Below are 25538 nucleotides of genomic sequence, written 5' to 3'. Positions count from 1 at the left end.
CGATGCGAGGAGGCGTCAGTGGTCGAGAGAGCCGAAGTCCATTTCGTGGACGGGGTGCGCACCCCGTTCGGACGAGCGGGTGAGAAGGGCATGTACTGGCGGACCCGCGCCGACGACTTGGTGGTCAAGGCCATGATCGGGTTGCTCGAGCGGAACCCGCAGGTGCCCAAGGACCGGATCGACGAGGTCGCCATCGCGGCCACCACCCAGACGGGCGACCAGGGCCTGACCCTCGGCCGCACCGCCGCGCTCCTTGCCGGCCTCCCGCGCTCGGTGCCCGGCTACGCCATCGACCGGATGTGCGCCGGCGCCATGACGAGCGTCACGGCGACCGCAGGCGGCATCGCCTTCGGCGCCTACGACCTCGCGATCGCGGGCGGCGTCGAGCACATGGGCCGCCACCCGATGGGCTTCGACGCGGACCCGAACCCGCGCTTCCTCGCCGAGCGCCTCGTGAGCCAGGATGCCCTGAACATGGGCAACACGGCCGAGCGGATCCACGACCGCTTCCCGTCCCTCACCCGCGAGCGCGCCGACCGCTACGCGCTCGCGAGCCAGCAGAAGACCGCCCTGGCATACGCGAACGGCCAGATCCAGCCGGACCTCGTGCCCGTCGCGACCCGCTCCGAGAGCGGCTGGGGGCTCGCGACGCGCGACGAGGCCATGCGCCCCGAGACGACGCTCGAGGGACTCGCCGGCCTCCGCACCCCGTTCCGCCCGCACGGCCGCGTCACGGCCGGCAACTCGTCCGGCCTCAACGACGGCGCCACCGCGGCCCTGCTCGCGAGCGGCGACGCCGTCAAGGAGCTCGGCCTCGCGCCGAAGATGACCCTGGTGTCCTTCGCGTTCGCGGGCGTCGAGCCCGAGATCATGGGCATCGGCCCCGTGCCGAGCACCGAGAAGGCGCTCCGCAAGGCCGGCCTCACGATCGACGACATCGGGCTCTTCGAGCTCAACGAGGCGTTCGCCATCCAGGTGCTCAGCCTGCTCGACCACTTCGGCATCGACGACGACGATCCGCGCGTCAACGAGTACGGCGGCGCCATCGCCGTCGGCCACCCGCTCGCGTCCAGCGGCGTCCGGCTGATGAACCAGCTCGCGCGCCAGTTCGAGCAGCACCCCGAGGTCCGCTATGGACTCACGGCGATGTGCGTGGGACTCGGCCAGGGCGGCAGCGTCATCTGGGAGAACCCGCACTTCACCGGCAAGAGGAAGAGGAACAAGTGACCGACACCAGCCGCTTCCGGGAGCTCGTGGCGCTCGACCCCGACGAGGTCGTCACCCACTCGCACGTCCGCGACGTGCCGCTGCCCTCGGGCGGCGTCCTGGCGCTCGTCACGCTCGACAACGGCCGCGACCACACCCGGCCGTCCACCCTCGGGCCGGCCACGCTGCTGGAGCTCGCGGATGCGCTCGACGGCCTCTCCGCCCGGGCGGCCGCCGGGGAGATCCGCGGCGTCGCGATCACCGGCAAGCCGTTCATCCTCGCCGCGGGTGCGGACCTCAGCAAGGTCGGCGAGATCCCCAGCCGCGAGGTCGGCCGCCAGATGGCGCAGCTCGGGCACGACACCCTGGGCCGCCTGCACCGCCTCGGCGTTCCGTCGTTCACCTTCATCAACGGGCTCGCGCTCGGCGGCGGGCTCGAGATCGGCCTGAACTCCGACTACCGCACGGTCGACGCGTCCGTGCCCGCCGTGGCGCTGCCCGAGGTCTTCCTCGGCATCATCCCCGGCTGGGGCGGGGCATGGCTGCTGCCGAACCTCATCGGCATCGAGAACGCGCTCAAGGTGATCATCGAGAACCCGCTCAAGAACAACCGCACGCTCAAGGCGGCCGACGTGATGGAGCTCGGCATCGCCGACGCGTCGTTCCCATCCGCGTCGTTCCTCGAGCAGTCGATCCGCTGGGCCGACGGCGTCATCTCCGGCGCGATCGAGGTGAAGCGCCCCAACGCACCCGGCCGCCTCGAGCGCATCGCCAAGTGGGACATCGCCGTCGGCATCGCCCGCAAGTCGCTCGAGCAGCGGATCGGCACGGTCGCCCAGTCGCCGTACCGCGCGCTCGACCTGCTGAAGGCGGCCAGGAGCACGACGCGCGAGGAGGGCTTCGCCGCCGAGGACGAGGCCCTCGCGGACCTCATCTCGGGCGACCAGTTCCGCGCCAGCATCTACGCGTTCGACCTGGTGCAGAAGCGCGCGAAGCGGCCCGCGGGGGCGCCCGACAAGGCGCTCGCACGCAAGGTCACCAAGGTCGGGGTCGTCGGCGCCGGCCTCATGGCATCGCAGTTCGCGCTGCTGTTCGTGCGCAGGCTCCAGGTGCCCGTGGTCATCACGGACCTCGACCAGGCGCGCGTCGACGCGGGGGTCGCCGGCATCCACGGCGAGATCCGGACGCTCGCCGAGAAGGGGCGCATCTCCCCCGACGAGGCCAACCGGCTCCGGGCGCTCGTCACGGGCACGACCGACAAGGCCGACTTCGCCGACGCGGACTGGGTCATCGAGGCCGTGTTCGAGGAGCTGGGCGTGAAGCAGCAGGTGTTCGCCGAGATCGAGCAGCACGTCTCCGCGACGGCGATCCTGGCGACCAACACGTCGAGCCTCTCCGTCGAGCGCATCGGCGAGCGGCTCGCGAACCCGGAGCGCCTGGTCGGGTTCCACTTCTTCAACCCCGTGGCCGTCATGCCGCTCATCGAGGTCGTGCGCACGCCGCGGACGACGGACGAGACGCTCGCGACGGCCATGCAGGTCGCCAAGACACTGAGGAAGAACGCCGTCATCACGCGGGACACGCCCGGCTTCGTGGTGAACCGGATCCTGGCCAAGGTGCTGGGCGAGGCCATGCACGCGGTGGACACGGGCACGCCCTTCGAGGTCGTCGACCGGTCGCTCGCGCCGTTCGGGCTGCCGATGACGCCGTTCGAGCTGCTCGAGCTCGTGGGACTCCGGGTGGGTGCGCACGTGCTCGACACGCACCACGCCGCGTTCCCCGACCGCTTCTTCGAGAGCCCCAACCTGCACAGGCTGGCTGACCTCGGACGGATCTACTCGCGCGACGCCAAGGGCCGCCCCACGGGCTTCGACAAGGAGGCCGTCCGCATCGTGAAGGGCGGCACCGATCCGATGACCGGCGACGAGATCCGCGAGCGCGTCGAGACGGGCCTCGCGGACGAGGTGCACCGCATGCTCGAGGACGACGTCGTGCACGCGGCCGAGGACATCGACCTGTGCCTCATCCTCGGCGCCGGCTACCCGTTCCAGATGGGCGGCCTCACGCCGTACCTCGACCGCGTCGGGGCGAGCGACCGCGCCTTCGGCGACACGTTCCACCACCCGCCGATCCGCGGCGTGGAGTAGCGCCACCGGCACGACAGGAGGGCCCGGCCGCATCGGCCGGGCCCTCCTCGCGTGAGGCGGGCGATCAGGCCTGCTCGTCGTCCTCCGCGCGGATCGACACGCGCTCCTCGTCCTCCGGCAGCGGCCGTGCCGCGGGCACCCGGCTCCCGAGCACCTGGGCGACGACGTCGCGCGCGATGTGCTGCGGGGTGAGGCCGACGCGCTCGAGGATCTCCGAGCGCGTGCCGTGGTCGAGGAACTCGTCCGGGAGACCCAGCTCCGTCACGCCCGTGTCGATGCCGGCCTCGCGGAGATCCTGCCGGATCCGCGTGCCGATGCCGCCGACCACGACGCCGTCCTCGATGGTCACGACGAGGCGGTGGCTGCCGCCGAGCTCGACGATGCTGCGCGGCACGGGCACGACCCATCGGGGATCCACGACGGTCGCGCCGATCCCCTGCGCGGCGAGGCGCTCCGCGACCTCGATGCCCATGGCCGCCATCGGTCCCACGGTGACGATGAGCACGTCCCGCGATGCCGACTCGTGCAGCACGTCGACCCCGTCGTCGAGACGTCGCAGCGCCTCGATCTCGTCGCCGACGTTGCCCTTGGAGAAGCGCACGACCGTGGGCCCGTCGTCGACCTTCACGGCCTCCCCCAGCTCCTCGCGGAGGCGCGTGGCGTCGCGTGGGGCGCTGAGGCGGATGTGGGGCACGATCTGCAGCAGCGCGAGGTCCCACATGCCGTGGTGGCTCGGCCCGTCGGGACCGGTGACGCCCGCGCGATCGAGCACGAAGGTCACGCCGGCACGGTGCAGCGCGACGTCCATGAGCACCTGGTCGAAGGCGCGGTTGACGAAGGTCGCGTAGAGGGCGACGACCGGGTGCAGGCCGCCGTAGGCGAGGCCCGCGGCGCTCGTCACGGCGTGCTGCTCGGCGATGCCGACGTCATGCACGCGATCCGGGTGCTTCGCGGCGAACCTGTGCAGGCCCACCGGACGGAGCATCGCCGCGGTGATGCCGACGATGCGCGGATCCTCGTCGGCGAGGGCGAGGATCTCGTCCGCGAAGACGCTCGTCCAGCTGACGGCCTGAGACGGGTCGATCGGCTCCCCCGTCTCCGGGTCGATCTGCCCGACGGCGTGGAACTGGTCGGCGACGTCCCGGCGCGCGGGCGCGTAGCCGCGGCCCTTCTCCGTGATCGCGTGCACGATGACGGGCGCGCCGTAGTCGCGCGCCTGCTCGAGCGCCTCCTCCATCGCCTGCTGGTCGTGCCCGTCGATGGGCCCCAGGTACTTGATGTCGAGATTGGAGTACAGCGCCTCGTTGTCGGTGACGCGCGTGAGGAACCCGTGCAGCCCGCCGCGGAGGCCGCGGTAGAGGCTGTCGCCCGGCGCCCCGAAGACGCCGAACACGCGCTGGCTCGTCTCGTAGAGGCCCCGGTACGTGCGACGCGTGCGCACGGTGTTGAGGAAGCGCGCCATGCCGCCGATGGTCGGCGCGTAGGAGCGGCCGTTGTCGTTGACGACGATGATGAGCTTCCGCGTGTTGTCGTCGGAGATGTTGTTGAGCGCCTCCCACGTCATGCCGCCCGTGAGGGCGCCGTCGCCCACGACCGCGACCACGTGCCGGTCGGTCTGGCCGGTGATCTCGAACGCGCGCGAGATGCCGTCCGCCCAGCTCAGCGAGCTCGACGCGTGCGAGCTCTCGACGATGTCGTGCTCCGACTCCGCGCGCTGCGGGTAGCCGGCGAGGCCGCCCGACTCGCGGAGCCGGGAGAAGTCCTGCCGGCCCGTCAGCAGCTTGTGCACGTAGGACTGGTGGCCGGTGTCGAAGACGATGGGGTCCCTCGGCGAGTCGAAGACCCGGTGGATGGCGAGCGTCGTCTCGACGACGCCGAGGTTCGGCCCGAGGTGGCCGCCCGTCTTGGAGACCTCGGCGACGAGGAACTGCCGGATCTCGGTGGCGAGCGCGAGCATCTGCTCGCGGCTCAGCCGGTCGAGGTCCCGGGGTCCCGTGATCGTCTCGAGGATTCCCATGCTGACCGCCTTCCATCGGGCGCCATGTGCAGGCACCCGCCTCTTCGAGTGTACGCAGGGCCCTGCATGCACGAAGGAGGCCGGGCGTCGCCGCCCGGCCCCCTCAGGTTGCTGTCACGCGACGAGGCTGCGCAGCACGTACTGCAGGATCCCGCCGTTGCGGTAGTAGTCCGCCTCGCCGGGGGTGTCGATGCGCACGACCGCGTCGAACTCGACCGTCTCCTTGCCCGCGGGCGAGTCGGCCGTGGGTGCCGCGACGACGTGCACCGTGCGCGGCGTCGTGCCCGAGTTCAGCTCCTCGAGCCCGATGATGCTGATCTCCTCGGTGCCGTCGAGCCCGAGCGAGGCCCAGGTCTCGCCCGCCGGGAACTGCAGCGGGACGACGCCCATGCCGATGAGGTTGGAGCGGTGGATCCGCTCGAAGCTCTCGGTGATGACCGCCTTGACGCCCAGGAGGCTCGTGCCCTTGGCCGCCCAGTCGCGCGACGAGCCGGAGCCGTACTCCTTGCCGCCGAGGATCACGAGCGGGGTGCCCGCCGCCTGGTAGTTCTCGGACGCGTCGTAGATGAACGACTGCGGGCCGCCCTCCTGCGTGAAGTCGCGCGTGTAGCCGCCCTCGACGCCGTCGAGCAGCTGGTTCCGGAGGCGGATGTTCGCGAACGTGCCGCGGATCATGACCTCGTGGTTGCCGCGGCGCGAGCCGTAGGAGTTGTAGTCCTTGCGGCCGACGCCGTGCTCGTCCAGGTAGCGGCCCGCGGGGCTGTCCGCCTTGATCGAGCCGGCGGGGCTGATGTGGTCGGTCGTGACCGAGTCGCCCAGCTTCGCGAGGACGCGCGCACCCTGGATGTCGGAGACCGGCGTGATCTCCATCGTGAGGCCCTCGAAGTACGGGGGCTTCCGCACGTACGTGGACTCCGCGTCCCACTCGAACGTCGCGCCCGTGGGGGTGGGGAGCGAGCGCCAGCGCTCGTCGCCGTCGAAGACGCCGGCGTACTGGTGCGTGAACATGCCCGTGTCGATGGAGCTGTCGATCGTCGACTGGACCTCGTCCGCGTCGGGCCATATGTCCTTCAGGAACACGTCGTTGCCCTCGGTGTCGGTGCCGAGCGCATCGGAGTCGAAGTCGAAGTTCATCGATCCGGCCAGCGCGTACGCGATGACGAGCGGAGGGCTCGCGAGGTAGTTCATCTTCACGTCGGGGTTGATGCGGCCCTCGAAGTTCCGGTTGCCCGAGAGCACGGCCGTGACGGCGAGGTCGTTGTCCTGCACCGCGGTGGAGATCTCGTCGATCAGCGGGCCCGAGTTGCCGATGCAGGTCGTGCACCCGTACCCGACCGTGTAGAAGCCGAGGTCCTCGAGGTACGTGGTGAGGCCGGACTTCTCGTAGTAGTCCGTGACGACCTTGGATCCGGGCGCCAGCGTGGTCTTCACCCACGGCTTGGCCTTGAGGCCCTTCTTGCTGGCGTTGCGGGCGAGGAGCCCGGCCGCGAGCATGACCGACGGGTTCGACGTGTTGGTGCAGGAGGTGATGGCCGCGATGGCGACCGCGCCGTGGTCCAGCGTGAAGTCGCTGCCGTCCTCGAGGGTCACGCGCGTGGGCTTCGAGACCGAGGAGGGGCTCTGCGACGCGTGGTGGTGCTCGTGCGACGAGTGCTCGTCCTCCGGCTGCAGCTCGCCCGGGTCGGATGCGGGGAAGCTCATCGCCGTGGTGAGGTCGACGATGTCGTGGTCGACCTGCGCGTAGTCGTTGAGGTCCCGCTCGAACTGCGACTTCGCGTCGGTCAGCTCGATGCGGTCCTGCGGGCGCTTCGGGCCGGCGATGGAGGGGACGACCGTGGAGAGGTCGAGCTCGAGGTACTCGCTGAACGCCGGCTCGACATCGGCGTCGTGCCACAGCTTCTGCTCCTTGGCGTACGCCTCCACGAGCGCGACCTGCTCCTCGCTGCGGCCGGTGAGGCGCAGGTACTCGAGGGTGACGTCGTCGATGGGGAAGACCGCGGCGGTGGAGCCGAACTCGGGGCTCATGTTGCCGATGGTGGCGCGGTTGGCGAGCGGGACGGCGCCGACGCCGGTGCCGTAGAACTCGACGAACTTGCCGACGACGCCGTGCTTGCGCAGCATCTGCGTGATGGTGAGCACCACGTCGGTCGCGGTGACGCCCGTGGGGATCTCGCCGGAGAGCTTGAAGCCGACGACCTTGGGGATGAGCATCGACACGGGCTGGCCGAGCATGGCCGCCTCCGCCTCGATGCCGCCGACGCCCCAGCCCAGCACGCCCAGGCCGTTCACCATGGTGGTGTGCGAGTCGGTGCCGACGCACGTGTCGGGGTACGCCTGGAGGGCGCCGCCCACCTCGCGCGTCATGGTGACGCGGGCGAGGTGCTCGATGTTGACCTGGTGGACGATGCCGGTGCCGGGCGGGACGACCTTGAAGTCCTCGAACGCCGTCTGGCCCCAGCGGAGGAACTGGTACCGCTCGCCGTTGCGTTCGTACTCGATGTCGACGTTGCGCTCGAGCGCGTCCTCGGAGCCGAAGAGGTCGGCGATGACCGAGTGGTCGATCACGAGCTCGGCGGGCGCCAGCGGGTTGATCCTGGTGGGGTCGCCGCCCAGCTCGCCGACGGCCTCGCGCATGGTGGCGAGGTCGACGATGCAGGGCACGCCGGTGAAGTCCTGCATCACGACGCGCGCGGGCGTGAACTGGATCTCGGTGTCGGGCTCGGAGTCGGGAGCCCAGTCGCCGAGGGCGCTGATCTGGCTGCCGGTGACGTTCTTGCCGTCCTCGGTGCGGAGGAGGTTCTCCAGCAGCACCTTGAGGCTGAACGGGAGACGCTCGTGGCCCGCCACGGTGTCGATGCGGTAGATCTCGTAGTCGGTGTCCCCGACGCGGAGTGTGTCCTTCGCGCCGAAGCTGTTGATTGCAGACACGTGGCCCTCTTCCCTCGCTGGATGGGCGCGGAAGTCGATTCCGCCCGTCATCCGATCTTGGTCGCCCGCCGCGGCCGGGTCCAGTAAGGCGACCCTGATCGGGCACGCCGACGCGAGGCGGGACGGCGTCGATGTATCTCGACGTCGAGATGAATCTAGCATCGCGACGCCGACAGGGTGCCGCGGCGCGCGGCGGAACGCGCGCCGCGGCGACGTCGAGAGGGGCCGAGGTCAGCCGGCGGCCGGTGCCGTCGGGTCCTTCGCGTACACGGCGCGCACGAAGAGCCACGACAGGACGAGGAGCACGCCGTACAGGGGCGTGCCCATCACCAGTCGCGCGACGCCGAGCGCGTCGATCGCGTCGGCGAGGTAGAGCGGGAGCTGCACCGCGAGGCGGAGCGCGAAGAAGCCGACCCACACGAGGGTGAGCAGGCGGAGCGCCCTGGCCTTCCTGCGGTCCTGCCGCCAGGCCGTGCCGTCGCCCATGAGGAAGCCGACGGCGACCCCGACGAGCGGCCAGCCCACCACGACGGAGAGCAGCAGCACGGCGAAGTAGGCGCCGTTGGTCCAGAGCCCGAGCGCGTAGAAGTCGCGGCCCTCCCCCGAGCGGAGCGCCAGGAACGCGGAGATGACGATGCCGACGAGGCCGCCCACGGCGGGTGCGACGGCCGACCGCTGCGCGAGTCGGGCGACGACGGCCACGACCGCCACGACGACCGGCACCGCGACGGAGAGCACGACGTCGCGCGTGATCGTGAACGCCACGAGGAAGAGGAGCCCGGGGACGATCGCCTCGAGGATGCCGCGGACGCCGCCCATCGCGGTGAGGAGGGCGGCGGCCGTCATCGTCTCGCCGCGCGCCGCCTGCCCGAGGCCCGCGCGCTCCGCGGCTTGGGCCATGCTCGCGCCGATCGCCTCGCCCGGAGCGGCAGGTGACGCGTGTCCGGCCGCATCGTTGTCGGTCGCGGACGCGTCGTCGCCGGGCGCCGGGCGCTGCGGATCCCGCTCGAGCGGATCCTCACCCGACACGGTCAGGAGCCCAGCGCGGGTGCCGGGCCCTCGCCGGCCGGAGCCGCGCCCGGGGTGGTGCCGACCTGGGCGGCGGGCATCTTGAGCGGGATGAGGTCGCGCGGGGGCATGGGCGACGAGCCGCGCACGACGACGACGCTGCGGAACAGGTCCTCGACGGCGGCGGCGGCCTCGGGATCCGTCACGGCGCGGCCGGTGATGACGCCGCGCAGGAACCAGCGCGGGCCGTCGACGCCGATGAAGCGCGCGTCCCGCGTGCTGGCCGCGGGCTGGCCCGGCTGCTGCACGACGGGGATGGCGGCGTGGAGCTCGGGGCCGAACGGGCCGTCGGCGAGGCGCGTGGTGCCGCCCTGCCTCTGGATCTGCTCCCCGATGCTCGTGCGGATCTCGTGCCACAGCCCGCTCGAGCGCGGCGCCGCGAACGGCTGGACCTGGAGGCTGGACTCGGCGAAGTCCAGGCCGATCGCGACGACCTGCTGGGTGCCCTCGGCGACCTCGAGGCGGAGGTGGAGGCCCTCCCGCGGGAGGATCTTGATCCCGCCCAGGTCGACGTACGGACGCACGGGGTTGGCCTCGGTCTCGTCGAGCGGGCCCTCGTCGGCGCGGTCGTCGGGCGCGGACTTGGCGTCCAGGACGTCCTCGGCGTCGTCCGCGAGGGCGGCGTCGTCCGGCTGGTTCGCGTTCTCGTCGGTCATGTTCGGTCTCCTGGATCTCGGGCGGGGAGGGCACCGGTGCCCGTGGAGCCGAAGCCCCCCGCACCGCGGTGGCTCCCGGGCAGCTTCTGGACGGGCACGAACCGCACCCGGCTGACCGGCATGACGACGACCTGCGCGATGCGGTCGCCGACCGCGACATCGTACGCGGCGTCGGCATCGGTGTTGAGGAGGGTGACGCGGATCTCGCCGCGGTATCCGGCGTCGACGGTGCCGGGCGCGTTCACGATCGTGATGCCATGGCGCGCGGCCAGTCCGCTCCGGGGCAGCACGAAGGCCGCGTAGCCGTCCGGGAGGGCGATGGAGACGCCGGTGCCGACGGTGGCCCGCTGGCCGGGCTCCAGGCGGACGGCCTCCGCTGCCGTGAGGTCGGCGCCGGCGTCACCGGGATGCGCGTAGGCCGGGATCGGGGCGTCGCCCGCGATGAGGACGTCGACGGGATCGGGCACGGTCCGAGGCTAGTGCAGGAATCTGATCGAATAGGCGCATGCCCGCATCCCCCTACAGCGAGCGGCTGTGGCCGGCTCCCTGGCTCTTCGTCGCCACCGCCCTCGTCATCCCCGCGAGCCTGCTCGTGTTCCTCCCCATCAGCGTCATCGCCGGGGTGGTCGTCGCGATCGTGCTCTACGCGGGGGTCGTCGCGACGCTCGTGCTCACGAGCCCGGTCATCGAGGTGGTCGACGGGCGCCTGCGGGCCGGCCGTGCGTCCATCGACGTCGAGCAGCTCGGTGAGCCGGAGGGGTTCCGGGGGGCCCAGGCGACGGCGGAGCGCGGAACGCGCCTGCATGCGCGGGCGTACCTCGTGATCCGCGGATGGGTGGATCCGGTCGTCAAGGTGCCGCTCCTGGACGCGGCGGACCCGGCGCCCTACTGGCTGCTGTCCACGCGGACCCCGGAACGACTGATCGCCGCGATCCGGGGATCGCGGCGATCATGACGTGCGGCGGGGCGCGAGGCCTCCGAGGGGGACATGGCCCGGCGTCGCTCTAGGCGGCGCACTCCTGGCAGATGGGTCCGAGCTTCTCCTGGTGGTCGATCTGCGAGCGGTGCTTCACGAGGAAGCAGCTCACGCAGGTGAACTCGTCCGCCTGGGGCGGCAGCACCACCGTCTCGAGCTCGAGGTCGGAGAGGTCCGCTCCGGCGAGGTCGAAGCTCCCGGGGTTGTCGGCATCGTCGACGTCCACGACCCCGGACATGCGGTCCGGGACGCGCTCCTTCAGAGCCTCGATCGAGTCGGAGTCGTCCTCCGTCTTGCGCGGGGCGTCGTAATCAGTTGCCATTCCTGTCCACTTCTCGAATAACCGCCGAACGGAATCGGCGGGCACAGTTTGCATGAATCGCATCCGGATAGCAAACCGTCCTGAGGCCCCTGTCGGGCCTCCTGATCGGCGGTTTGGATGCGGGGAGCCGGCCCGTCATCGGGCCGCGGATGCGGACTCACACGGTACACCGTTCGCGCACGAACAACCTGCGCTCCGGACCCGCGATCTCGCCTTCCGGCGCTCTCGTCGGACCCAAGTCGCGGCGCGCCACGCGTATTCCCCGGAAGAGGGGCCGAGTCGTGCGATCGTGAATCGTCCAGTGAGCGCGAGAGGCGTGGAACCCATGCAGGATCTGAAAATCGTCGGAGTCGAGGACGGCGCCCTCGTCGTCGAGGCCGCAGGCGGTGAACGGCACCGTCTCGTGATGGACGACTCCTTCCGGTCCGCGCTCCGCCGCCAGTCCGCCGACGGCGGTGCGACGCGCAAGGCCGCGCCGCGCATCATCCAGTCCTTCATCCGCCAGGGCATGAGCGCCGAGGACGTCGCGCGGGAGACCGGCGCGTCCGTGGAGTACGTGCGCAAGTTCGAGGGGCCCGTCGTCGCCGAGCGCGAGCACGTCGTGCGCAGCGCGATGAAGGTGCCCGTCCACACCGCCATCGAGGTCGACCCGATGGGCCAGGGCACGCTGTTCGGGCAGGTCATCGAAGAGCGCCTCGAGTCGCTCGGCGCGCAGGAGGTGCGCTGGAGCAGCTGGAGGGAGCAGCTCGGCGGCTGGGTCGTGAAGGTCGCGTTCACGAGCGAGGAGATCGAGCACGACGCGCGCTGGGCCTACGACGCCAAGAAGCACGCGCTCTCCCCCGCCAACAACGAGGCGATCACGCTCTCGCAGCAGGGCGAGATCCGCGGGGCGCTCATCCCCCGGCTCCGGGCTCTCCCGCCCGAGGCCGCGGACACGCACGAGGAGGCCGGCGTCACGCGCTTCGACAGCGGGGCGTTCCGCCTGCCCGAGCCTACGGCGTCCGCCACGCAGGACACCGCTCCCCAGCCGTGGGAGACGCCGCGCCGCGATGAGGGCGCGTCCGTCTCGCACCTCGGGCGGCAGGGCAACCACCCCGCAGGCAGCCAGCAGCCGGCGCGCGTCGCGCAGGTCGAGCTGAACGAGACCGCCGACCTGCTCGAGGCCCTCCGCCGCCGCCGGGGCGAGCGCGAGTCCGTGCCGCGCGAGGACGAGGCCGACGACCAGGCCGATGAGGCTCCCGCTCCCGTCGCCCCGCGCGACGCGCAGCTGTCCCGCCCGCGCGGCGGTCAGCGCTCCGTGCCGCCGCTGCGGTCCGCGGTGATCCCCGGCATCGGCCGCGTCGACACGGGCCGCGACCGCCCGCGCGACGATGCCGAGGACGAGGGCCTGCGCACGCCCGGCACCGGCGAGGCTCGCGGATCCGGGAAGCCGTCCGGCCGACGCGGGCGGACGGCGATGCCGAGCTGGGACGAGATCGTGTTCGGCGCGCGCAGCGACGACGACCACCTGGCCTGATCCCACCCGTCGTCCGACGGGTCGCCCTGGAGGCGGCCCGCGATCGTCGGGCGGGTCAGCCGCGGGCGAAGGCTCCCGCGCGGACGAGGGGCACCAGCCGCTCCTCGTCGGAGAACGATCCGTGCTGTCCGATCATGCGACGGGCGCCCTGGTCCCGCGGCCGGCCGTCGTAGTACGCGATGAGCGAGCGCGTCGCGACGACGACGTCGCCGATGCGCGCCGCCACGTCATCCCGGACCGGCCCGTACCAGTCGGCGGCGATCGCCTCGGCGCGCGTCGCGACATGGGCGCGCGACCCCTCCGAGGCGCGCCAGGCGTCGGCGAGGGCGTCGGCGTCCGTGCCAGGCGTGAGGTGGAGGTGGAGGCAGCGCGGCTCCCCCGCGACGTGACGGACGCCCGCGACCAGCTCCGGCACGCGGTCGAACAGCACCTGGGATCCGGAGGGCACGTCGACGATGCCGTGGTCGGCCGTGATCAGGGCGCCCTCCCGGGAGCCGAGCCGGTCGAGGAAGGGACCCGCCGCCTGGTCGAGCTCCTCCAGGCCGCGGAGCCAGCGATCCGACTCCCAGCCGTGCGAGTGGGCGGCCTGGTCGAGCTCAGGCACGTAGAGGTAGACGAGCGCGCGCGGCTCCCGGTCCATGAGCGCTCGCGTGGTCGTGAAGCGATCCGCGATCGACTCGGCCGCGACGTAGGTCGCCCCGCGCAGCGCCGCCCGCGAGAAGCCCGACCCGGCGTAGCGGGCGGATCCGACCACGTACGCGGGGATGCCCGCGGCGACCGCCCGCTCGAACACGGTCGGGACGGGCTGCCACTCCTCGGGCACGCTGCGGGCGTCCCATCCGGACAGCAGCTTGAGGACGCGGTCGTGCGCGGGATCGAGCGCGCTGTACCCGACGAGACCGTGCTCGCCCGCGCGCACGCCGGTGGTGAGCGACGTGATGCTGGCCGCCGTCGTGGTGGGGAACCCCACGTCCACGACGTCCTTCTTCCGCCAACCCTGCACCAGGTGGCGGGCGTGCCCGGCCCGGGCGCGGAGTGCCGCGGAGCCGAGCCCGTCCACGAGGACGACCACGGCCCGGTCGACGGGCGGGAGGCCGGCGTCCGACTCCTCGCCCGCGAGGGCGGCGAGGCAGCCGGGCATGACCGCGGTGAGGCTCATCCGGCTGGATCCGGGCGCCGGTAGCATGGGGGCCATCCGGCCCAGTCTGCCACAGCAGACCGGCGCGCATCCGCGTCACGACGCCGATCGACGCAGCGCCGACCCCGACCCAGAGAGTCCATGAGTCCCTCCACCACGAACACCACGCCCGACGAGCCCGCCGAGCGGATCGAGGACGTCGACGTCTCCACCGAGATGGAGAACTCGTTCCTCGAGTACGCGTACTCGGTCATCTACTCGCGGGCCCTGCCCGACGCGCGCGACGGCCTCAAGCCCGTGCAGCGCCGGATCCTGTACCAGATGAGCGAGATGGGCCTCCGCCCCGACCGAGGCCACGTGAAGTCCGCCCGCGTCACTGGCGAGGTCATGGGCAAGCTCCACCCGCACGGCGACTCCGCCATCTACGACGCGATGGTGCGCATGGCGCAGTCGTTCACGCTGCGGGTTCCGCTCATCGACGGGCACGGCAACTTCGGATCGCTCGACGACGGTCCGGCCGCCCCCCGCTACACGGAGGCCCGGCTCGCCGCGTCCGCGCTCGCGATGGTCGAGGGCCTCGACGAGGACGTCGTCGACTTCGTCCCGAACTACGACAACGCGTTCATGCAGCCGGCCGTCCTCCCCGCGGCGTTCCCGAACCTGCTGGTCAACGGCGCGAGCGGCATCGCGGTCGGCATGGCGACGAACATGGTCCCCCACAACCTGATCGAGGTCGTCGGCGCCGCGCGCCATCTCATCGACCACCCGGACGCCAGCCTGGACGACCTCATGGCCTTCGTGCCGGGGCCGGATCTCCCCACGGGAGGCACGATCATCGGCCTGTCGGGCGTCAAGGACGCGTACCTCACCGGCCGCGGCAGCTTCAAGACCCGCGCGCGCGTCTCCGTCGAGAGCCTCACGCCCCGGAAGTCGGGGCTCGTCGTCACCGAGCTGCCGTACCTGGTCGGCCCCGAGAAGGTCATCGAGAAGATCAAGGACGGCGTCCAGAACAAGAAGCTGTCGGGCATCACCAACGTCACCGACCTGACCGACCGCACGCACGGGCTGCGGCTCGTGATCGAGATCAAGACGGGCTTCAACCCCGAGGCCGTGCTCGAGCAGCTCTACCGCTACACGCCGCTCGAGGACGGCTTCAGCATCAACAACGTCGCGCTCGTCGACGGCAGCCCGCAGACGCTCGGGCTGAAGGAGCTGCTGCAGGTCTACGTGGCGCACCGGCTCGAGGTGGTCACGCGCCGCACGCGCTACCGGCTCGCCCGCCGGCAGGAGCGGCTGCACCTCGTGCTCGGGCTGCTGATCGCCATCCTCGACATCGACGAGGTTATCCAGGTCATCCGCGGCAGCGACGACACCGAGCAGGCGCGCGCCCGACTCATGGACGTGTTCGACCTGTCGACGCTGCAGGCCGACTACATCCTGGAGCTCCGCCTCCGCCGGCTCACGCGGTTCAGCCGCATCGAGCTCGAGGAGGAGCGGGACAGGCTCCAGGCTGAGATCGCCGAGCTCGAGGCGATCCTCGCCGATCCCCGCCGGCTCCGGGCCCTCGTCTCGACCGAGCTGCAGGAGGTCGCCGACCGCTTCGGCACGCCGCGCCGGACCCTGCTCACCGAGGCCGCGCCGAGCGTCGCCGGGGCGTCGAGCCGCCGTGCCGCGCCCGTGCTCGAGATCGCGGACGTGCCCTGCCGGGTGCTGCTGTCGACGACCGGGCGCGCGGTCCGCGTCGACCTGCCGACGGACGCGCCGGGCACGCCCCTGCAGACCGTCCGCCGCAGCTCCCAAGACGCGGTCCTCACGGCGATCGAGACCACGAGCCGCACGCGCATCGGCGCGATCACGAACATCGGCCGGCTCATCACGATGACGCCTGTCGACCTCCCCGTCGTCCCGGTCGCGAGCGTTCAGCTGGGCGCCGGCGTCCGGATCCGCGACTACCTGGGTCTCACCGACAGGAAGGAGCGCGTCGTCGCGCTCGTGGCGCTGGGCACCGACGAGGCCATCGCGCTCGGCACGCGCCAGGGCGTCGTCAAGCGCATCGCCCCGTCGGCCCTGCCCGCGAAGCCCGAGTTCGAGGTCATCGCGCTGAAGAAGGGCGACGAGGTCGTCGGTGCGCGGCAGGGCGCGGAGACGGACGAGCTCGTCTTCGTCACCAGCGAGGCGCAGCTGCTGCACTTCCCCGCGGTGTCCGTGCGACCCCAGGGCATCCAGGCGGGCGGCGTCGCCGGCGTCAACCTCGGCGCAGGCGCGCGCGTGCTGTTCTTCTCCTCCGTCGCGCCCGAGGGTGCCGAGGTCGTCACGATCTCGGCGTCGTCCGCCACCATCGCGGGCGTGGATCCCGGCCGCGCCAAGGTGAGCGCGTTCGGCGACTTCCCTCGCAAGGGACGCGCCACGGGCGGGGTCCGCGCGCACGCGTACCTGAAGGGCGAGGACCACCTCGCCCTCGCCTGGGTCGGCCCCGGGCCCGCCCTCGCGGTCGGGGCGGCCGGCGAGGTCAGGCAGCTGCCGCCCACGGGCATGAAGCGCGACGGCTCGGGCATCCCGCTCGAGAAGGCGATCGGGAGCGTCGGCCAGGCGGTCACCCCGGCCGAGGCGCCGGATGCGGCGTCCGGCGCGGCCGCGGGCATCGTCGAGCCGTCGGCCGAGGACGGCTCGACCCCGCTCGAGACGTAGGCGCATCGGCGCCACGCACGCGGACGGCCGCGGACCCGTGGGGTCCGCGGCCGTCCGCGCATCCGGCACGCAGCCGGTGGATCACACGTCGATGCGGTCCCGCACGGATCCGGCGCCGTCGATGATGAACTCCTTGCGCGGCGCGACGTCGTTGCCCATGAGCAGCTCGAACATGCGCGTGGCGGCCTCGGCGTCGTCGACGCGCACGCGGCGGAGCGTGCGGTTGCGGCGGTCCATGGTGGTCGTCGCGAGCTGGTCGGCGTCCATCTCCCCCAGGCCCTTGTACCGCTGGATCGGGTCCTGGTAGCGCTTGCCCTGCCGCTTCGCCTGCGCGAGGACCGCGGCGAGCTCCCGCTCCGAGTACGTGTAGATGACGTCGTTCGGCTTCGACCCCGGGTTCATGACCACCACGCGGTGCAGCGGCGGCACGGCGGCGAAGACCCGGCCCTCGTCGATCATCGGCCGCATGTAGCGGAAGAAGAGCGTGAGCAGCAGCGTGCGGATGTGGGCGCCGTCGACGTCGGCGTCGCTCATGATGATGATCTTCCCGTAGCGCGCCGCCGACAGGTCGAACGTGCGGCCGGATCCCGCGCCCAGCACCTGGATGATCGAGGCGCACTCCGTGTTGGAGAGCATGTCCGGCAGCGACGCCTTCTGCACGTTGAGGATCTTGCCGCGGATGGGCAGCAGCGCCTGGTACTCGCTGTCGCGCGCGAGCTTCGCGGTGCCGAGGGCGGAGTCGCCCTCCACGATGAACAGCTCGCTGTTGGCGACGTCGTTCGACCGGCAGTCCACGAGCTTCGCGGGCAGGGACGAGCTCTCGAGCGCGTTCTTCCGCCGCTGCGTCTCCTTGTGCGTGCGCGCCGAGATGCGCGACTTCATCTCGCCGACGACCTTCTCGAGGAGCACGGCGGTCTGCGCCCTGTCCTCGCGTCGGGTCGACGCGAACCGCTCGGTCATGGCCTTCTGCACGACCTGCGACACGATGGCGCGGACGGCCGGCGTGCCCAGCACCTCCTTGGTCTGGCCCTCGAACTGCGGCTCGGGGAAGCGGACCGTGAGCACCGCCGTGAGGCCGGCGAGCACGTCGTCCTTCTCGAGCTTGTCGGTGCCGACCTTGAGCTTGCGCGCGTTGGCCTCGACCTGCGCGCGCACGAACTTGAGCAGGCCCGCCTCGAAGCCGGCCTGGTGGGTGCCGCCCTTGGGCGTCGCGATGATGTTGACGAACGACTTGAAGCGGGTGTCGTACCCCGTGCCCCAGCGGAGCGCGATGTCGACGGCGCACTCGCGCGTGAGCTCCGTCGGCACCATGGCGCCGCCGTCGGTGAGCACGGGCACGGTCTCAGTGAACGTGCCGGATCCCTCGAGCCGCCAGGTGTCCGTCAGCGGCGCGTCGACGGCCAGGTGGTCCACGAACTCCGCGATGCCGCCGTCGAAGCGGAAGGACTCGCGCACGGGCTGCTCGCCGCGGAGGTCCTCGATGTCGATGCTCAGCCCGGGGACGAGGAACGCGGTCTGGCGCGCGCGGCCGAGGAGCTCCTCCGTGAGGAAGGACGCGCCGCGGGTGAAGATCTGCCGGTCGGCCCAGTAGCGGATCCGCGTGCCGGTGACGCCCTTGCGCACCTTGCCGACGACCCGCAGCTCGCTCCCGGATGTGAAGGGGCGGAACGGCGCGTCGGGGCTCGCCTCGCCTTGGTCCTCGAAGATGCCCGGCTCGCCGCGCCGGAACGACATGGCGTGCGTCTTGCCGCCGCGGTCCACCTCGACGTCGAGGCGCTCCGACAGCGCGTTCACGACGGACGCGCCCACGCCGTGCAGGCCGCCCGATGACGCGTAGGAGCCGGATCCGAACTTGCCGCCCGCGTGCAGCTTGGTGAAGACGACCTCGACGCCGGAGAGTCCGGTCTTCGGCTCGATGTCGACCGGCACGCCGCGTGCGGTGTCGCGCACCTCGACGCTGCCGTCGGGATGGAGCCGCACGTCGATGCGGTCGCCGTGCCCGCCGAGCGCCTCGTCGACGCTGTTGTCGATGATCTCCCAGAGGCAGTGCATGAGGCCGCGCGAGTCGGTGGATCCGATGTACATGCCGGGCCGCTTGCGCACGGCCTCGAGGCCCTCGAGGACGGAGAGATGGCGGGCGGAATAATCGGATGCTGCCACGTGCTGTCCTCCATGTACGTCCGGCATTCGCCGGACGCGAGCCGCATCGATCTTAACCGCCGCCCGCCGCCTCCCCCTCCGAATCGACGTCACCCGCACCGCGCCCTACGCGCAGAGCGAAACAGACGTCCGCGGTCGGGTCGACTGCGGGGAGCTCGTGGTCTACTTGATGCATTCGGCTCGACCAGACCCGACCCGGAGGGGAGCATCACATGACACCGACCGCGACCGAGCGTCCCGTGGACGAGCTCGACAACCACCAGCTCACCGCCAACGACCGCTGCGACAGCTGCGGAGCCCAGGCGTACATCCGCGTCGAGGTGAACAGCAGCGAGCTCCTCTTCTGCGCCCACCACGGCAAGAAGTACCAGGAGAAGCTGTCGGCCGTCGCCACGAGCTGGCACGACGAGTCGAGCCGCCTGCTCGACGAGCGGGCCTAGGACGACCAGCGCCGATCACATCGGCGGACGACGAAGGGCGCATCCCGGTGGGGATGCGCCCTTCGTCATGTGCGGATGCGGCCGCCTGACGGCCGCGGAGCATCAGTAGTGCGCCGGCCGGGCCATCACGGTGGACCGGGCCTCGCGCGCCCAGGCGTCCAGCCGGTCGAGCGTCCCCGAGATGTCGGCGGGCAGCTCGCGGCCATGCCGCGCGAGGGCTGCGGACAGCAGCTCGTCCGCGAGGCGCGGGTTGAGCGCGAGGACGGGCCCGCCGAGGTGGGTGCCGATGGCGGCGCCGACGCGCACGCCCTCCGCGCCGCCCTGCCCGCCGTTGCCGAAGCCCGCGCGCACCGTGCCGAGCGGAGCGTGCGCGCCGATGTCGAGCGTGGACCCGTGGTTCTCGTAACCGACGACCTCGCCCTCCGGCGTGTCGAGCACGAGGTCTCCCACGCGTCGCTCGGCCGTCAGCGTGGTGCGCACGGGCAGGACTCCCGCGCCGACGAGCTCGCCGCCGTCGATGAGCCGCACGGACTCCCCCAGGAGCTGCAGGCCCCCGCCCACCGCGAGGAGCGGGACGCCGGCCTCCTGGAGCGCGACGAGATGCGGGGCGTGCGCGACGAGGTCGGGCAGGACGGCGCGCTGCGCGGTGAGCGGCCCGGAGCCGATGACCACGAGGTCGGCGTCGCCCGGGTCCCCACCACCCGGGGAGTGCCGGACGACCTCCGTGCTGATCCCGCGGATGCGCGCGCGCTCGACGAGCACGGTCACGTTGCCGCGGTCGCCGTTGATGCCGAGCTCCTCGGGGTAGAGGTGCAGGATGCGCAGGGCGTCGCTCACGCGGGTCCTCCCTCGAGGTCCGTGTACCCGAGGATGCGGCGGATCGCCATCATCTGCTCGTAGTTGACGATCATGGTCTTGACACCGCGGGACGGCTTCTCCATCGCGAGGAACGCCTGCACGGCGCGGCGCAGGTCGGGCTCGACGCGGCCGACCTCGAGGCCCTCGTATCCGAAGCGCACGGCCAGCTGGTAGCCCTTCGTGCCGGAGACGACGTCGGCGTGCGTGAGCGCGGAGAGGTCGGTGTCGTAGATCCAGGAGGGGTCCGGCGTGCCGTCGTCGACGGCGAGCAGCACCTGCTCGGGCGGGTCGTCGAGCGCGTCGAGGTTCATCTGCAGGCTCGCCGGGTTCTTCATCATGATGATCTCGATGTCCTCGTCGCCCGCGCGCAGCATCTCGCCGCGACCGTAGACGGCGGCCACGGATCCCAGGCCCTCAGCCGCACGAGCGGGGTCGAAGCGGTCGCCGAGGACGCGCCTGGCCGTCGCGAGCGCGCCCGCGGCGTCGACGGCGTAGTGCAGGCCGCGCGACGGGAGCGTCACGGGGAGGTCGCCGGACGGCAGCCGGAAGACCGCATTGCGACCGGAGAGCGCCACGGCCTCGACTCCGGCCGCGACGTGTACCGGGTCGGGATCCTCGGAGCCGAACCGCGGCGCGGACGCCAGGCCGTGCTTGCTGTCGACCAGGAGCTCCTCGGAGACGCCGAACCAGTCGACGTCGGCCCGGCCGGAGCGCGCGGTGTGCGCGGCGATGGCGTTGACGTGCGCGTCGTCCCGGTTGGCGACCACGGCCTCGGTCGCCGTGGCGGCGATCCGCTCGAGCATGCCCACCACGCGATCCGGCTCGTGGAAGCGGTTCAGCTGGTCGATCTGGATGTTGAGGAGGAGCACCGTGCGCGGCGTGAGCAGCGCGGAGAGCGCGACGCCGTAGGCCTCGTCGATCTCGAGCACGGCGACGTCGGCATCGAGGCGACCGGACGCGTCGGCGTCCGCGAGCACCGCGGAGGCGATCCCCTGGGGCAGGTTGCCGCCGGACGGGTTCGTGAAGACGCGGAGACCATGCGCGCGGAGCACGGCGGTGAGCATGTGGGTCGTCGTCGACTTGCCGTTGGAGCCGGTGACGGCGACCACCCCGTGCGGCAGGTCGGCGATCGTGCGCTCGAGGAAGCGCGGCTCGAGGCGGAGGGCGACGACGCCGGGCACGGCGGAACCGCCGCCACGGAGACGGGCGGCCCAGCGGGCGGCCCGGCCCGCGGCGACGGCGAGGCGCAGCGGCACGGCCTACTCGAGGTAGTCGCGCAGCGACTGCGAGCGCGACGGGTGGCGGAGCTTGGCCATGGTCTTCGACTCGATCTGGCGGATCCGCTCTCGCGTGACGCCGAACGTGTCGCCGATCTGGTCGAGCGTCTTCGGCATGCCGTCGCCGAGGCCGAAGCGCATGCGGATCACGCCGGCCTCGCGCTCCGAGAGCGAGTCGAGCAGCGACTCCAGCTGCTTCTGCAGCATCGTGAAGCCGACGGCGTCCGCGGGGACGACCGCCTCGGTGTCCTCGATGAGGTCGCCGAACTCGCTGTCGCCGTCCTCGCCCAGGGGCGTGTGCAGGGAGATCGGCTCGCGCCCGTACTTCTGGACCTCGATGACCTTCTCGGGCGTCATGTCGAGCTCGCGCGACAGCTCCTCGGGCGTGGGCTCGCGGCCCAGGTCCTGCAGCATCTGGCGCTGCACGCGGGCGAGCTTGTTGATGACCTCGACCATGTGCACAGGGATGCGGATGGTGCGCGCCTGGTCGGCCATGGCGCGCGTGATGGCCTGGCGGATCCACCACGTGGCGTACGTGGAGAACTTGAAGCCCTTGGTGTAGTCGAACTTCTCGACCGCCCGGATGAGGCCGAGGTTGCCCTCCTGGATCAGGTCGAGGAACTGCATGCCACGACCCGTGTAGCGCTTGGCGAGGCTCACCACGAGACGCAGGTTCGCGCCCAGCAGGTGGCTCTTCGCGCGCTGGCCGTCCCGCGCGACCCAGCGCAGCTCGCGCTCCAGCTCGCGCGAGATGCCGGGCGTGTTCGCCAGCTTGTCCTCAGCGAAGAGCCCCGCCTCGATGCGCATGGCGAGCTCGACCTCCTCGGCGGCGTTGAGCAACGCGACCTTGCCGATCTGCTTGAGGTAGTCCTTGACGGGATCCGCCGTGGCACCGGTGATGGTCGTCGAGTAGACGGGGACGTCCTCGTCCTCCTCCTTGTTCGACAGCACCATGGCGCCGGTCGGGAGCGGCTCGAGCGCGACGGGCGGCTTGGCGGCGCCGTCCTCGACGGCCTCGTCATCCGAGTCGTCCTCGGCGACGGGGACCACGACCTCCTCGGCGTCGTCGTCGGACGCCTCTCCGGAGCCCTGGGCCGCCGTCTTCTTCGCCGCGGTCTTGCGCGGGGCCTTCGCCGGTGCGGCGTCACCCGACGCGGCGGCGGCCTTCTTCGCGGCCGCGGCCTTCGCCCGCGCGGTGGGTGCCTTGGCGGGCGCCGCGGGAGCGTCGGCGGAGGCCGCATCGTCGGCCTCGGCTGCTGCTGCCTCAGCTGCCGCGGCCTTCGCGGCGGCGGCCTTCGTCGGGGCCTTCGCCGCCGTCGCCGTCTTGGCAGCGGGAGCCTTCGCGGCCGCGGTCTTGCGGGCGGGGGCGCGCTTCGCGGGTGCCTTCGCCTCACCCGTCGCGGCGTCGTCGGCCGTGCCGGTCGCGGAAGCCGCGTCCAGGGTGGCGGACGGTGTGGAGGGGGTGGCCATGCGAACACCTTTCGTCCCCACGACGACCGGTCGCGCGCTCCGCGATGCTGCTGCGGGGAGACCTGCCGGAGGTGGGTCGGGGTTGTTTTCGGACATTGCTAGGACCCATGTCAAGTCCGCTGCTCGTGCGCCACCGGGATGACGCCACCACCGAGGTGATGCGAGATGCAGGACATGAACGGGTCCGTATCTGATTATTGCACGGATGCGCGCGTGGGCGAGCCAATGGGATCCGTGTGCGGGCCGGCGTCACGCGCGGCGTCGGCGCCGCCTGTCGAGGTAGGCAACCCACAGCGGCCCCACCCGTATTCCCTCGTCGGCGAGCAGGCGCCGCGTGCGCCGCCTCGTCCGGACGAGCATCAGCGCGCCGAAGCCCACCACGAGGTACTGCACGGCGAAGGCCACGCGGAACGAGTCGAACGCGTACAGGTCGCTCGGTGCCCCGCCCGCGACCCGGATCCCGTCCTGCACGTCGAGCGCGATGCCGATGAGCAGCATCATCGTGAAGCTCGCGGTGAACCCGGCGACGTTCACGATGCCGGACGCGGCGCCGAGGCTCCGGGGCGGGTTGAACGTGCGCGCGAAGTCCAGGCCGACCTGCGACCCGGGCCCGCCGATGCCGATCGCGACGACCACCAGCAGCACGACGGCGAGCGGCGGCACGCCCGGCCACAGGAGCAGGAGCGCCCAGGCCGCGCCCATCATCGCGACCACGCCGAGGACGAGGTTGGAGCGCCGGAACGGGAAGCGACCGGTGAGGATGCCGATGACGGGTCCCACGACCATGCCGGACGCCACGATCACGATGAGGAGACCCGACGCCAGGGCGGGGCTGTAGCCCAGGCCGTCCACGAGGAACGGGAACCCCCACAGGAGGCTGAACACCACGCCGGACGACTGCGTGACGAAGTGGGACCAGAAGCCGAGCTGCGTGCCGGGCCGACGCAGGCTCCGGCCGAGCTCGCGCATCGAGTCGCCCCACGGCACGCGCGGCGGCGGCGCGTCGCCCGCCGGCCGGTCGCGGGCGGCGACGACCACAGCGACGAAGGCGACGACCGCCACGGACGCCGAGCCGAGGAACGCGGGCGTCCATCCCGCCGTGTGCAGCACGAGCGAGAGCGGGATCGCCGACAGCACCTGGCCGAGCTGGCCCACGTTGGCGAACCACTGCGACAGCACCGGCACGCGCGGACCCGAGAACCAGGAGTTGATGAGGCGCAGGCCGGAGACGAACGTCATCGCGTCCCCCGCGCCGACGAGCATGCGCCCCAGGATCGCGACCTCGAGCGAGGTGGAGAGCGCCAGGGTGACCTGCCCGGCCACCATCAGGAGGGCTCCCGCCGCGAGCAGCGCGCGCGGGCCGATCCGGTCGATCAGCACGCCGACCGGGATCTGCAGCGCCGCGTACACCACGAGCTGCGTGACGGCGAGCGTGGAGAGCAGCGACGCGGAGACGTGGAACCGCTCCCCCGCCTCGACGGACGCGATGCCGAGCGAGCCGCGCTGCAGCACGGAGGAGAGGTACGCCACCATGGCGACGCCGAGGACGAGGCGGGCGCGGCGTGTGGTCATCGGCACGAGGATACCGACGCAGCGGCCTCCGCGATGCCGGCGCCCGCCCAGCGGGCGCCGCTCACCGCCGGAGGATCAGGCGGCGTCGCCGTCGCCGGGGCGACGGCGTGCGAGGAACTTCTCCAGCTCGGCGGCGATCTCGTCGGCGGTCGGCAGGGCGCCGTCCTCGTCCGTGAGCGGCGACTTGAGCGGCGTGTCCTCCATGTAGCTGTCGTAGCGCTCCTCGAGCGTCGTGACGAGGCGCGCCAGCTCCTGGTTGCCCGCGACCTGCTCGTCGATGCGGCCCACGAAGTCGCGGCCCTCCTCGCGGAGGCGGTCGGTCGGGAAGATGAGGCCCGTCGCGGCGCTGATGCTCTCCAGGGCGGCGACCGCGGCGAGGGGGAACTCGGTGTCCGCGAGGTAGTGCGGGACGAGGAGCACGAAGCCGGCGACGGGATGGCCGGCGTCGTGCAGGCGGTGCTCCACCAGGTGCAGCGCGTTCGCCGGCACCTGGGTGTGCGGCTTCCACACGCTGAGCGCGTCGATGAGCTCGGTGCGGTTGCCGCTGACGGTGACGTTGATGTCGCGCGTGTGCGGCACCGGCATGGGGATCGCGTGCACCCACGTCGTCGTGGAGACGCGGTACCGGTCGACGATGCCGAGGACGGCGGCGGTGAAGGCCTCCCACCGGAAGTCCGGCTCGAAGCCCGTGAGGAGGAGGAACGGCTGCCCGATCTCGTCGTGCGCGAGGTACAGCGCCAGCCGGGCCGGACGGTAGTCTGCGAGGTGGTCCTGGTCGAAGTAGATGGTGGGTCGGCGCGCGCGGTAGTCGAGCAGGGTGTCCGTGTCGAAGCGCAGGACGTCGCGGTGGCTCAGGGTGCTCAGCAGGTACTCGCTGAGCTGGGAGACCCCGGATCCCGCGTCGGAGAAGCCGGTGAGTCCGGCGACCAGGGGCAGTCCAGTCGGGACCTCGCCGATGTCGGTGTCGATCTCGTACAGTCCGTCCGCATCTGCCATGGATCCACTCTAAGCCGCACCTCCGAGGGCCCCTCCCTGTCGGTGACCGCCACGTGCCGCCGAGAGCGAACACGGTCGCCGACGACGCCTGGATGCGCAGATC

19 protein-coding genes are annotated in these 25538 nt (G+C 71.9%); 6 read left to right on the top strand and 13 right to left on the bottom strand.

Annotated elements, in window-relative coordinates; all coding sequences use genetic code 11:
- Positions 1-18: 18 nt before the first annotated feature.
- Together FGD68_RS10740 and FGD68_RS10735 are read left to right on the top strand one after the other, a co-directional pair.
- Positions 19-1227: a thiolase family protein gene (locus tag FGD68_RS10740; protein ID WP_104234707.1), complete on the top strand. Its 1209-nt coding sequence runs from the start codon at positions 19-21 to the stop codon at positions 1225-1227.
- Positions 1224-3353, top strand: coding sequence for a 3-hydroxyacyl-CoA dehydrogenase NAD-binding domain-containing protein (locus FGD68_RS10735; protein ID WP_119372366.1), 2130 nt, complete (start codon positions 1224-1226; stop codon positions 3351-3353). Before FGD68_RS10740 ends, FGD68_RS10735 begins: the two co-directional genes overlap by 4 nt.
- Positions 3354-3417: 64 nt before the next feature.
- Here the strand turns inward: FGD68_RS10735 and dxs are convergent, their stop codons facing one another.
- From dxs to dut, 5 genes are all read right to left on the bottom strand, one after another.
- Entirely contained in the window at positions 3418-5370 is a 1953-nt protein-coding gene (gene dxs / locus FGD68_RS10730; RefSeq protein WP_119372365.1) for a 1-deoxy-D-xylulose-5-phosphate synthase, read from the bottom strand.
- Between the two features lie 114 nt (positions 5371-5484).
- Positions 5485-8298 carry an aconitate hydratase AcnA gene (gene acnA / locus FGD68_RS10725; RefSeq protein ID WP_119372364.1) on the bottom strand — a complete coding sequence of 938 codons (2814 nt, stop codon included), beginning with the start codon at positions 8296-8298 and terminating at the stop codon, positions 5485-5487.
- A gap of 231 nt (positions 8299-8529) precedes the next feature.
- Positions 8530-9327, bottom strand: coding sequence for a DUF3159 domain-containing protein (locus tag FGD68_RS10720; protein WP_119372363.1), 798 nt, complete (start codon positions 9325-9327; stop codon positions 8530-8532).
- Between the two features lie 2 nt (positions 9328-9329).
- Positions 9330-10022, bottom strand: coding sequence for a DUF3710 domain-containing protein (locus FGD68_RS10715; protein ID WP_104234702.1), 693 nt, complete (start codon positions 10020-10022; stop codon positions 9330-9332).
- Positions 10019-10489 carry a dUTP diphosphatase gene (gene dut / locus FGD68_RS10710; RefSeq protein ID WP_043586840.1) on the bottom strand — a complete coding sequence of 157 codons (471 nt, stop codon included), beginning with the start codon at positions 10487-10489 and terminating at the stop codon, positions 10019-10021. The genes FGD68_RS10715 and dut overlap by 4 nt, the downstream gene beginning before the upstream one ends.
- Before the next feature lie 38 nt (positions 10490-10527).
- Between dut and FGD68_RS10705 the strand changes: the two genes are divergently transcribed.
- Positions 10528-10977 (top strand): DUF3093 domain-containing protein, encoded by a 450-nt coding sequence (locus FGD68_RS10705; protein WP_119372362.1) that lies wholly within the window; start codon positions 10528-10530, stop codon positions 10975-10977.
- Between the two features lie 49 nt (positions 10978-11026).
- Here FGD68_RS10705 and FGD68_RS10700 read toward each other — a convergent pair whose 3' ends face one another.
- Positions 11027-11320 carry a DUF4193 domain-containing protein gene (locus FGD68_RS10700; protein WP_012038342.1) on the bottom strand — a complete coding sequence of 98 codons (294 nt, stop codon included), beginning with the start codon at positions 11318-11320 and terminating at the stop codon, positions 11027-11029.
- Between the two features lie 325 nt (positions 11321-11645).
- Here FGD68_RS10700 and sepH point away from each other — a divergent pair, with 325 nt between their 5' ends.
- Positions 11646-12836, top strand: a complete 1191-nt coding sequence (gene sepH / locus FGD68_RS10695; protein ID WP_119372361.1) for a septation protein SepH — start codon at positions 11646-11648, stop codon at positions 12834-12836.
- Positions 12837-12891: 55 nt separating this feature from the next.
- Here the strand turns inward: sepH and FGD68_RS10690 are convergent, their stop codons facing one another.
- Complete coding sequence (locus FGD68_RS10690; protein WP_119372360.1) at positions 12892-14031, bottom strand: alkaline phosphatase family protein; 1140 nt, start codon at positions 14029-14031, stop codon at positions 12892-12894.
- A gap of 84 nt (positions 14032-14115) precedes the next feature.
- Here FGD68_RS10690 and FGD68_RS10685 point away from each other — a divergent pair, with 84 nt between their 5' ends.
- The gene (locus tag FGD68_RS10685; protein WP_119372359.1) at positions 14116-16662 is read left to right on the top strand and encodes a DNA gyrase/topoisomerase IV subunit A; all 2547 of its coding nucleotides are present in this window, start codon (positions 14116-14118) and stop codon (positions 16660-16662) included.
- A gap of 81 nt (positions 16663-16743) precedes the next feature.
- Here the strand turns inward: FGD68_RS10685 and FGD68_RS10680 are convergent, their stop codons facing one another.
- Positions 16744-18822 carry a DNA gyrase/topoisomerase IV subunit B gene (locus FGD68_RS10680; RefSeq protein WP_104234696.1) on the bottom strand — a complete coding sequence of 693 codons (2079 nt, stop codon included), beginning with the start codon at positions 18820-18822 and terminating at the stop codon, positions 16744-16746.
- 212 nt (positions 18823-19034) lie between these two features.
- Between FGD68_RS10680 and FGD68_RS10675 the strand changes: the two genes are divergently transcribed.
- Positions 19035-19262, top strand: coding sequence for a DUF7455 domain-containing protein (locus FGD68_RS10675; protein WP_104234695.1), 228 nt, complete (start codon positions 19035-19037; stop codon positions 19260-19262).
- A gap of 102 nt (positions 19263-19364) precedes the next feature.
- Here the strand turns inward: FGD68_RS10675 and FGD68_RS10670 are convergent, their stop codons facing one another.
- From FGD68_RS10670 to FGD68_RS10650, 5 genes are all read right to left on the bottom strand, one after another.
- The gene (locus FGD68_RS10670) at positions 19365-20099 is read right to left on the bottom strand and encodes a type 1 glutamine amidotransferase (protein ID WP_237609436.1); all 735 of its coding nucleotides are present in this window, start codon (positions 20097-20099) and stop codon (positions 19365-19367) included.
- Positions 20096-21376, bottom strand: a complete 1281-nt coding sequence (locus FGD68_RS10665; RefSeq protein ID WP_237609435.1) for a Mur ligase family protein — start codon at positions 21374-21376, stop codon at positions 20096-20098. The genes FGD68_RS10670 and FGD68_RS10665 overlap by 4 nt, the downstream gene beginning before the upstream one ends.
- Positions 21377-21379: 3 nt before the next feature.
- The gene (locus FGD68_RS10660; protein WP_104234692.1) at positions 21380-22867 is read right to left on the bottom strand and encodes an RNA polymerase sigma factor; all 1488 of its coding nucleotides are present in this window, start codon (positions 22865-22867) and stop codon (positions 21380-21382) included.
- 249 nt (positions 22868-23116) lie between these two features.
- Positions 23117-24439 (bottom strand): MFS transporter, encoded by a 1323-nt coding sequence (locus tag FGD68_RS10655; RefSeq protein ID WP_104234691.1) that lies wholly within the window; start codon positions 24437-24439, stop codon positions 23117-23119.
- Positions 24440-24514: 75 nt separating this feature from the next.
- Entirely contained in the window at positions 24515-25435 is a 921-nt protein-coding gene (locus FGD68_RS10650; RefSeq protein WP_119373178.1) for a proteasome assembly chaperone family protein, read from the bottom strand.
- Between the last annotated feature and the right edge of the window lie 103 nt (positions 25436-25538).

Source organism: Clavibacter californiensis (assembly GCF_021952865.1).
In the GTDB taxonomy this organism is placed as follows: Bacteria; Actinomycetota; Actinomycetes; order Actinomycetales; family Microbacteriaceae; genus Clavibacter; species Clavibacter californiensis.
Note: the sequence above shows the minus strand (reverse complement) of the source record. Positions and strands in the feature narration are given on the sequence as shown.

Excerpts from the sequence above, each read along its gene's own strand:
- dxs (WP_119372365.1), bottom strand. The coding sequence starts at position 5,370 with ATGGGAATCCTCGAGACGATCACGGGACCCCGGGACCTCGACCGGCTG.
- FGD68_RS10715 (WP_104234702.1), bottom strand. The coding sequence starts at position 10,022 with ATGACCGACGAGAACGCGAACCAGCCGGACGACGCCGCCCTCGCGGAC.
- FGD68_RS10705 (WP_119372362.1), top strand. The coding sequence starts at position 10,528 with ATGCCCGCATCCCCCTACAGCGAGCGGCTGTGGCCGGCTCCCTGGCTC.
- FGD68_RS10700 (WP_012038342.1), bottom strand. The coding sequence starts at position 11,320 with ATGGCAACTGATTACGACGCCCCGCGCAAGACGGAGGACGACTCCGAC.
- sepH (WP_119372361.1), top strand. The coding sequence starts at position 11,646 with ATGCAGGATCTGAAAATCGTCGGAGTCGAGGACGGCGCCCTCGTCGTC.
- FGD68_RS10690 (WP_119372360.1), bottom strand. The coding sequence starts at position 14,031 with ATGGCCCCCATGCTACCGGCGCCCGGATCCAGCCGGATGAGCCTCACC.
- FGD68_RS10685 (WP_119372359.1), top strand. The coding sequence starts at position 14,116 with ATGAGTCCCTCCACCACGAACACCACGCCCGACGAGCCCGCCGAGCGG.
- FGD68_RS10675 (WP_104234695.1), top strand. The coding sequence starts at position 19,035 with ATGACACCGACCGCGACCGAGCGTCCCGTGGACGAGCTCGACAACCAC.
- FGD68_RS10660 (WP_104234692.1), bottom strand. The coding sequence starts at position 22,867 with ATGGCCACCCCCTCCACACCGTCCGCCACCCTGGACGCGGCTTCCGCG.
- FGD68_RS10655 (WP_104234691.1), bottom strand. The coding sequence starts at position 24,439 with ATGACCACACGCCGCGCCCGCCTCGTCCTCGGCGTCGCCATGGTGGCG.
- FGD68_RS10650 (WP_119373178.1), bottom strand. The coding sequence starts at position 25,435 with ATGGCAGATGCGGACGGACTGTACGAGATCGACACCGACATCGGCGAG.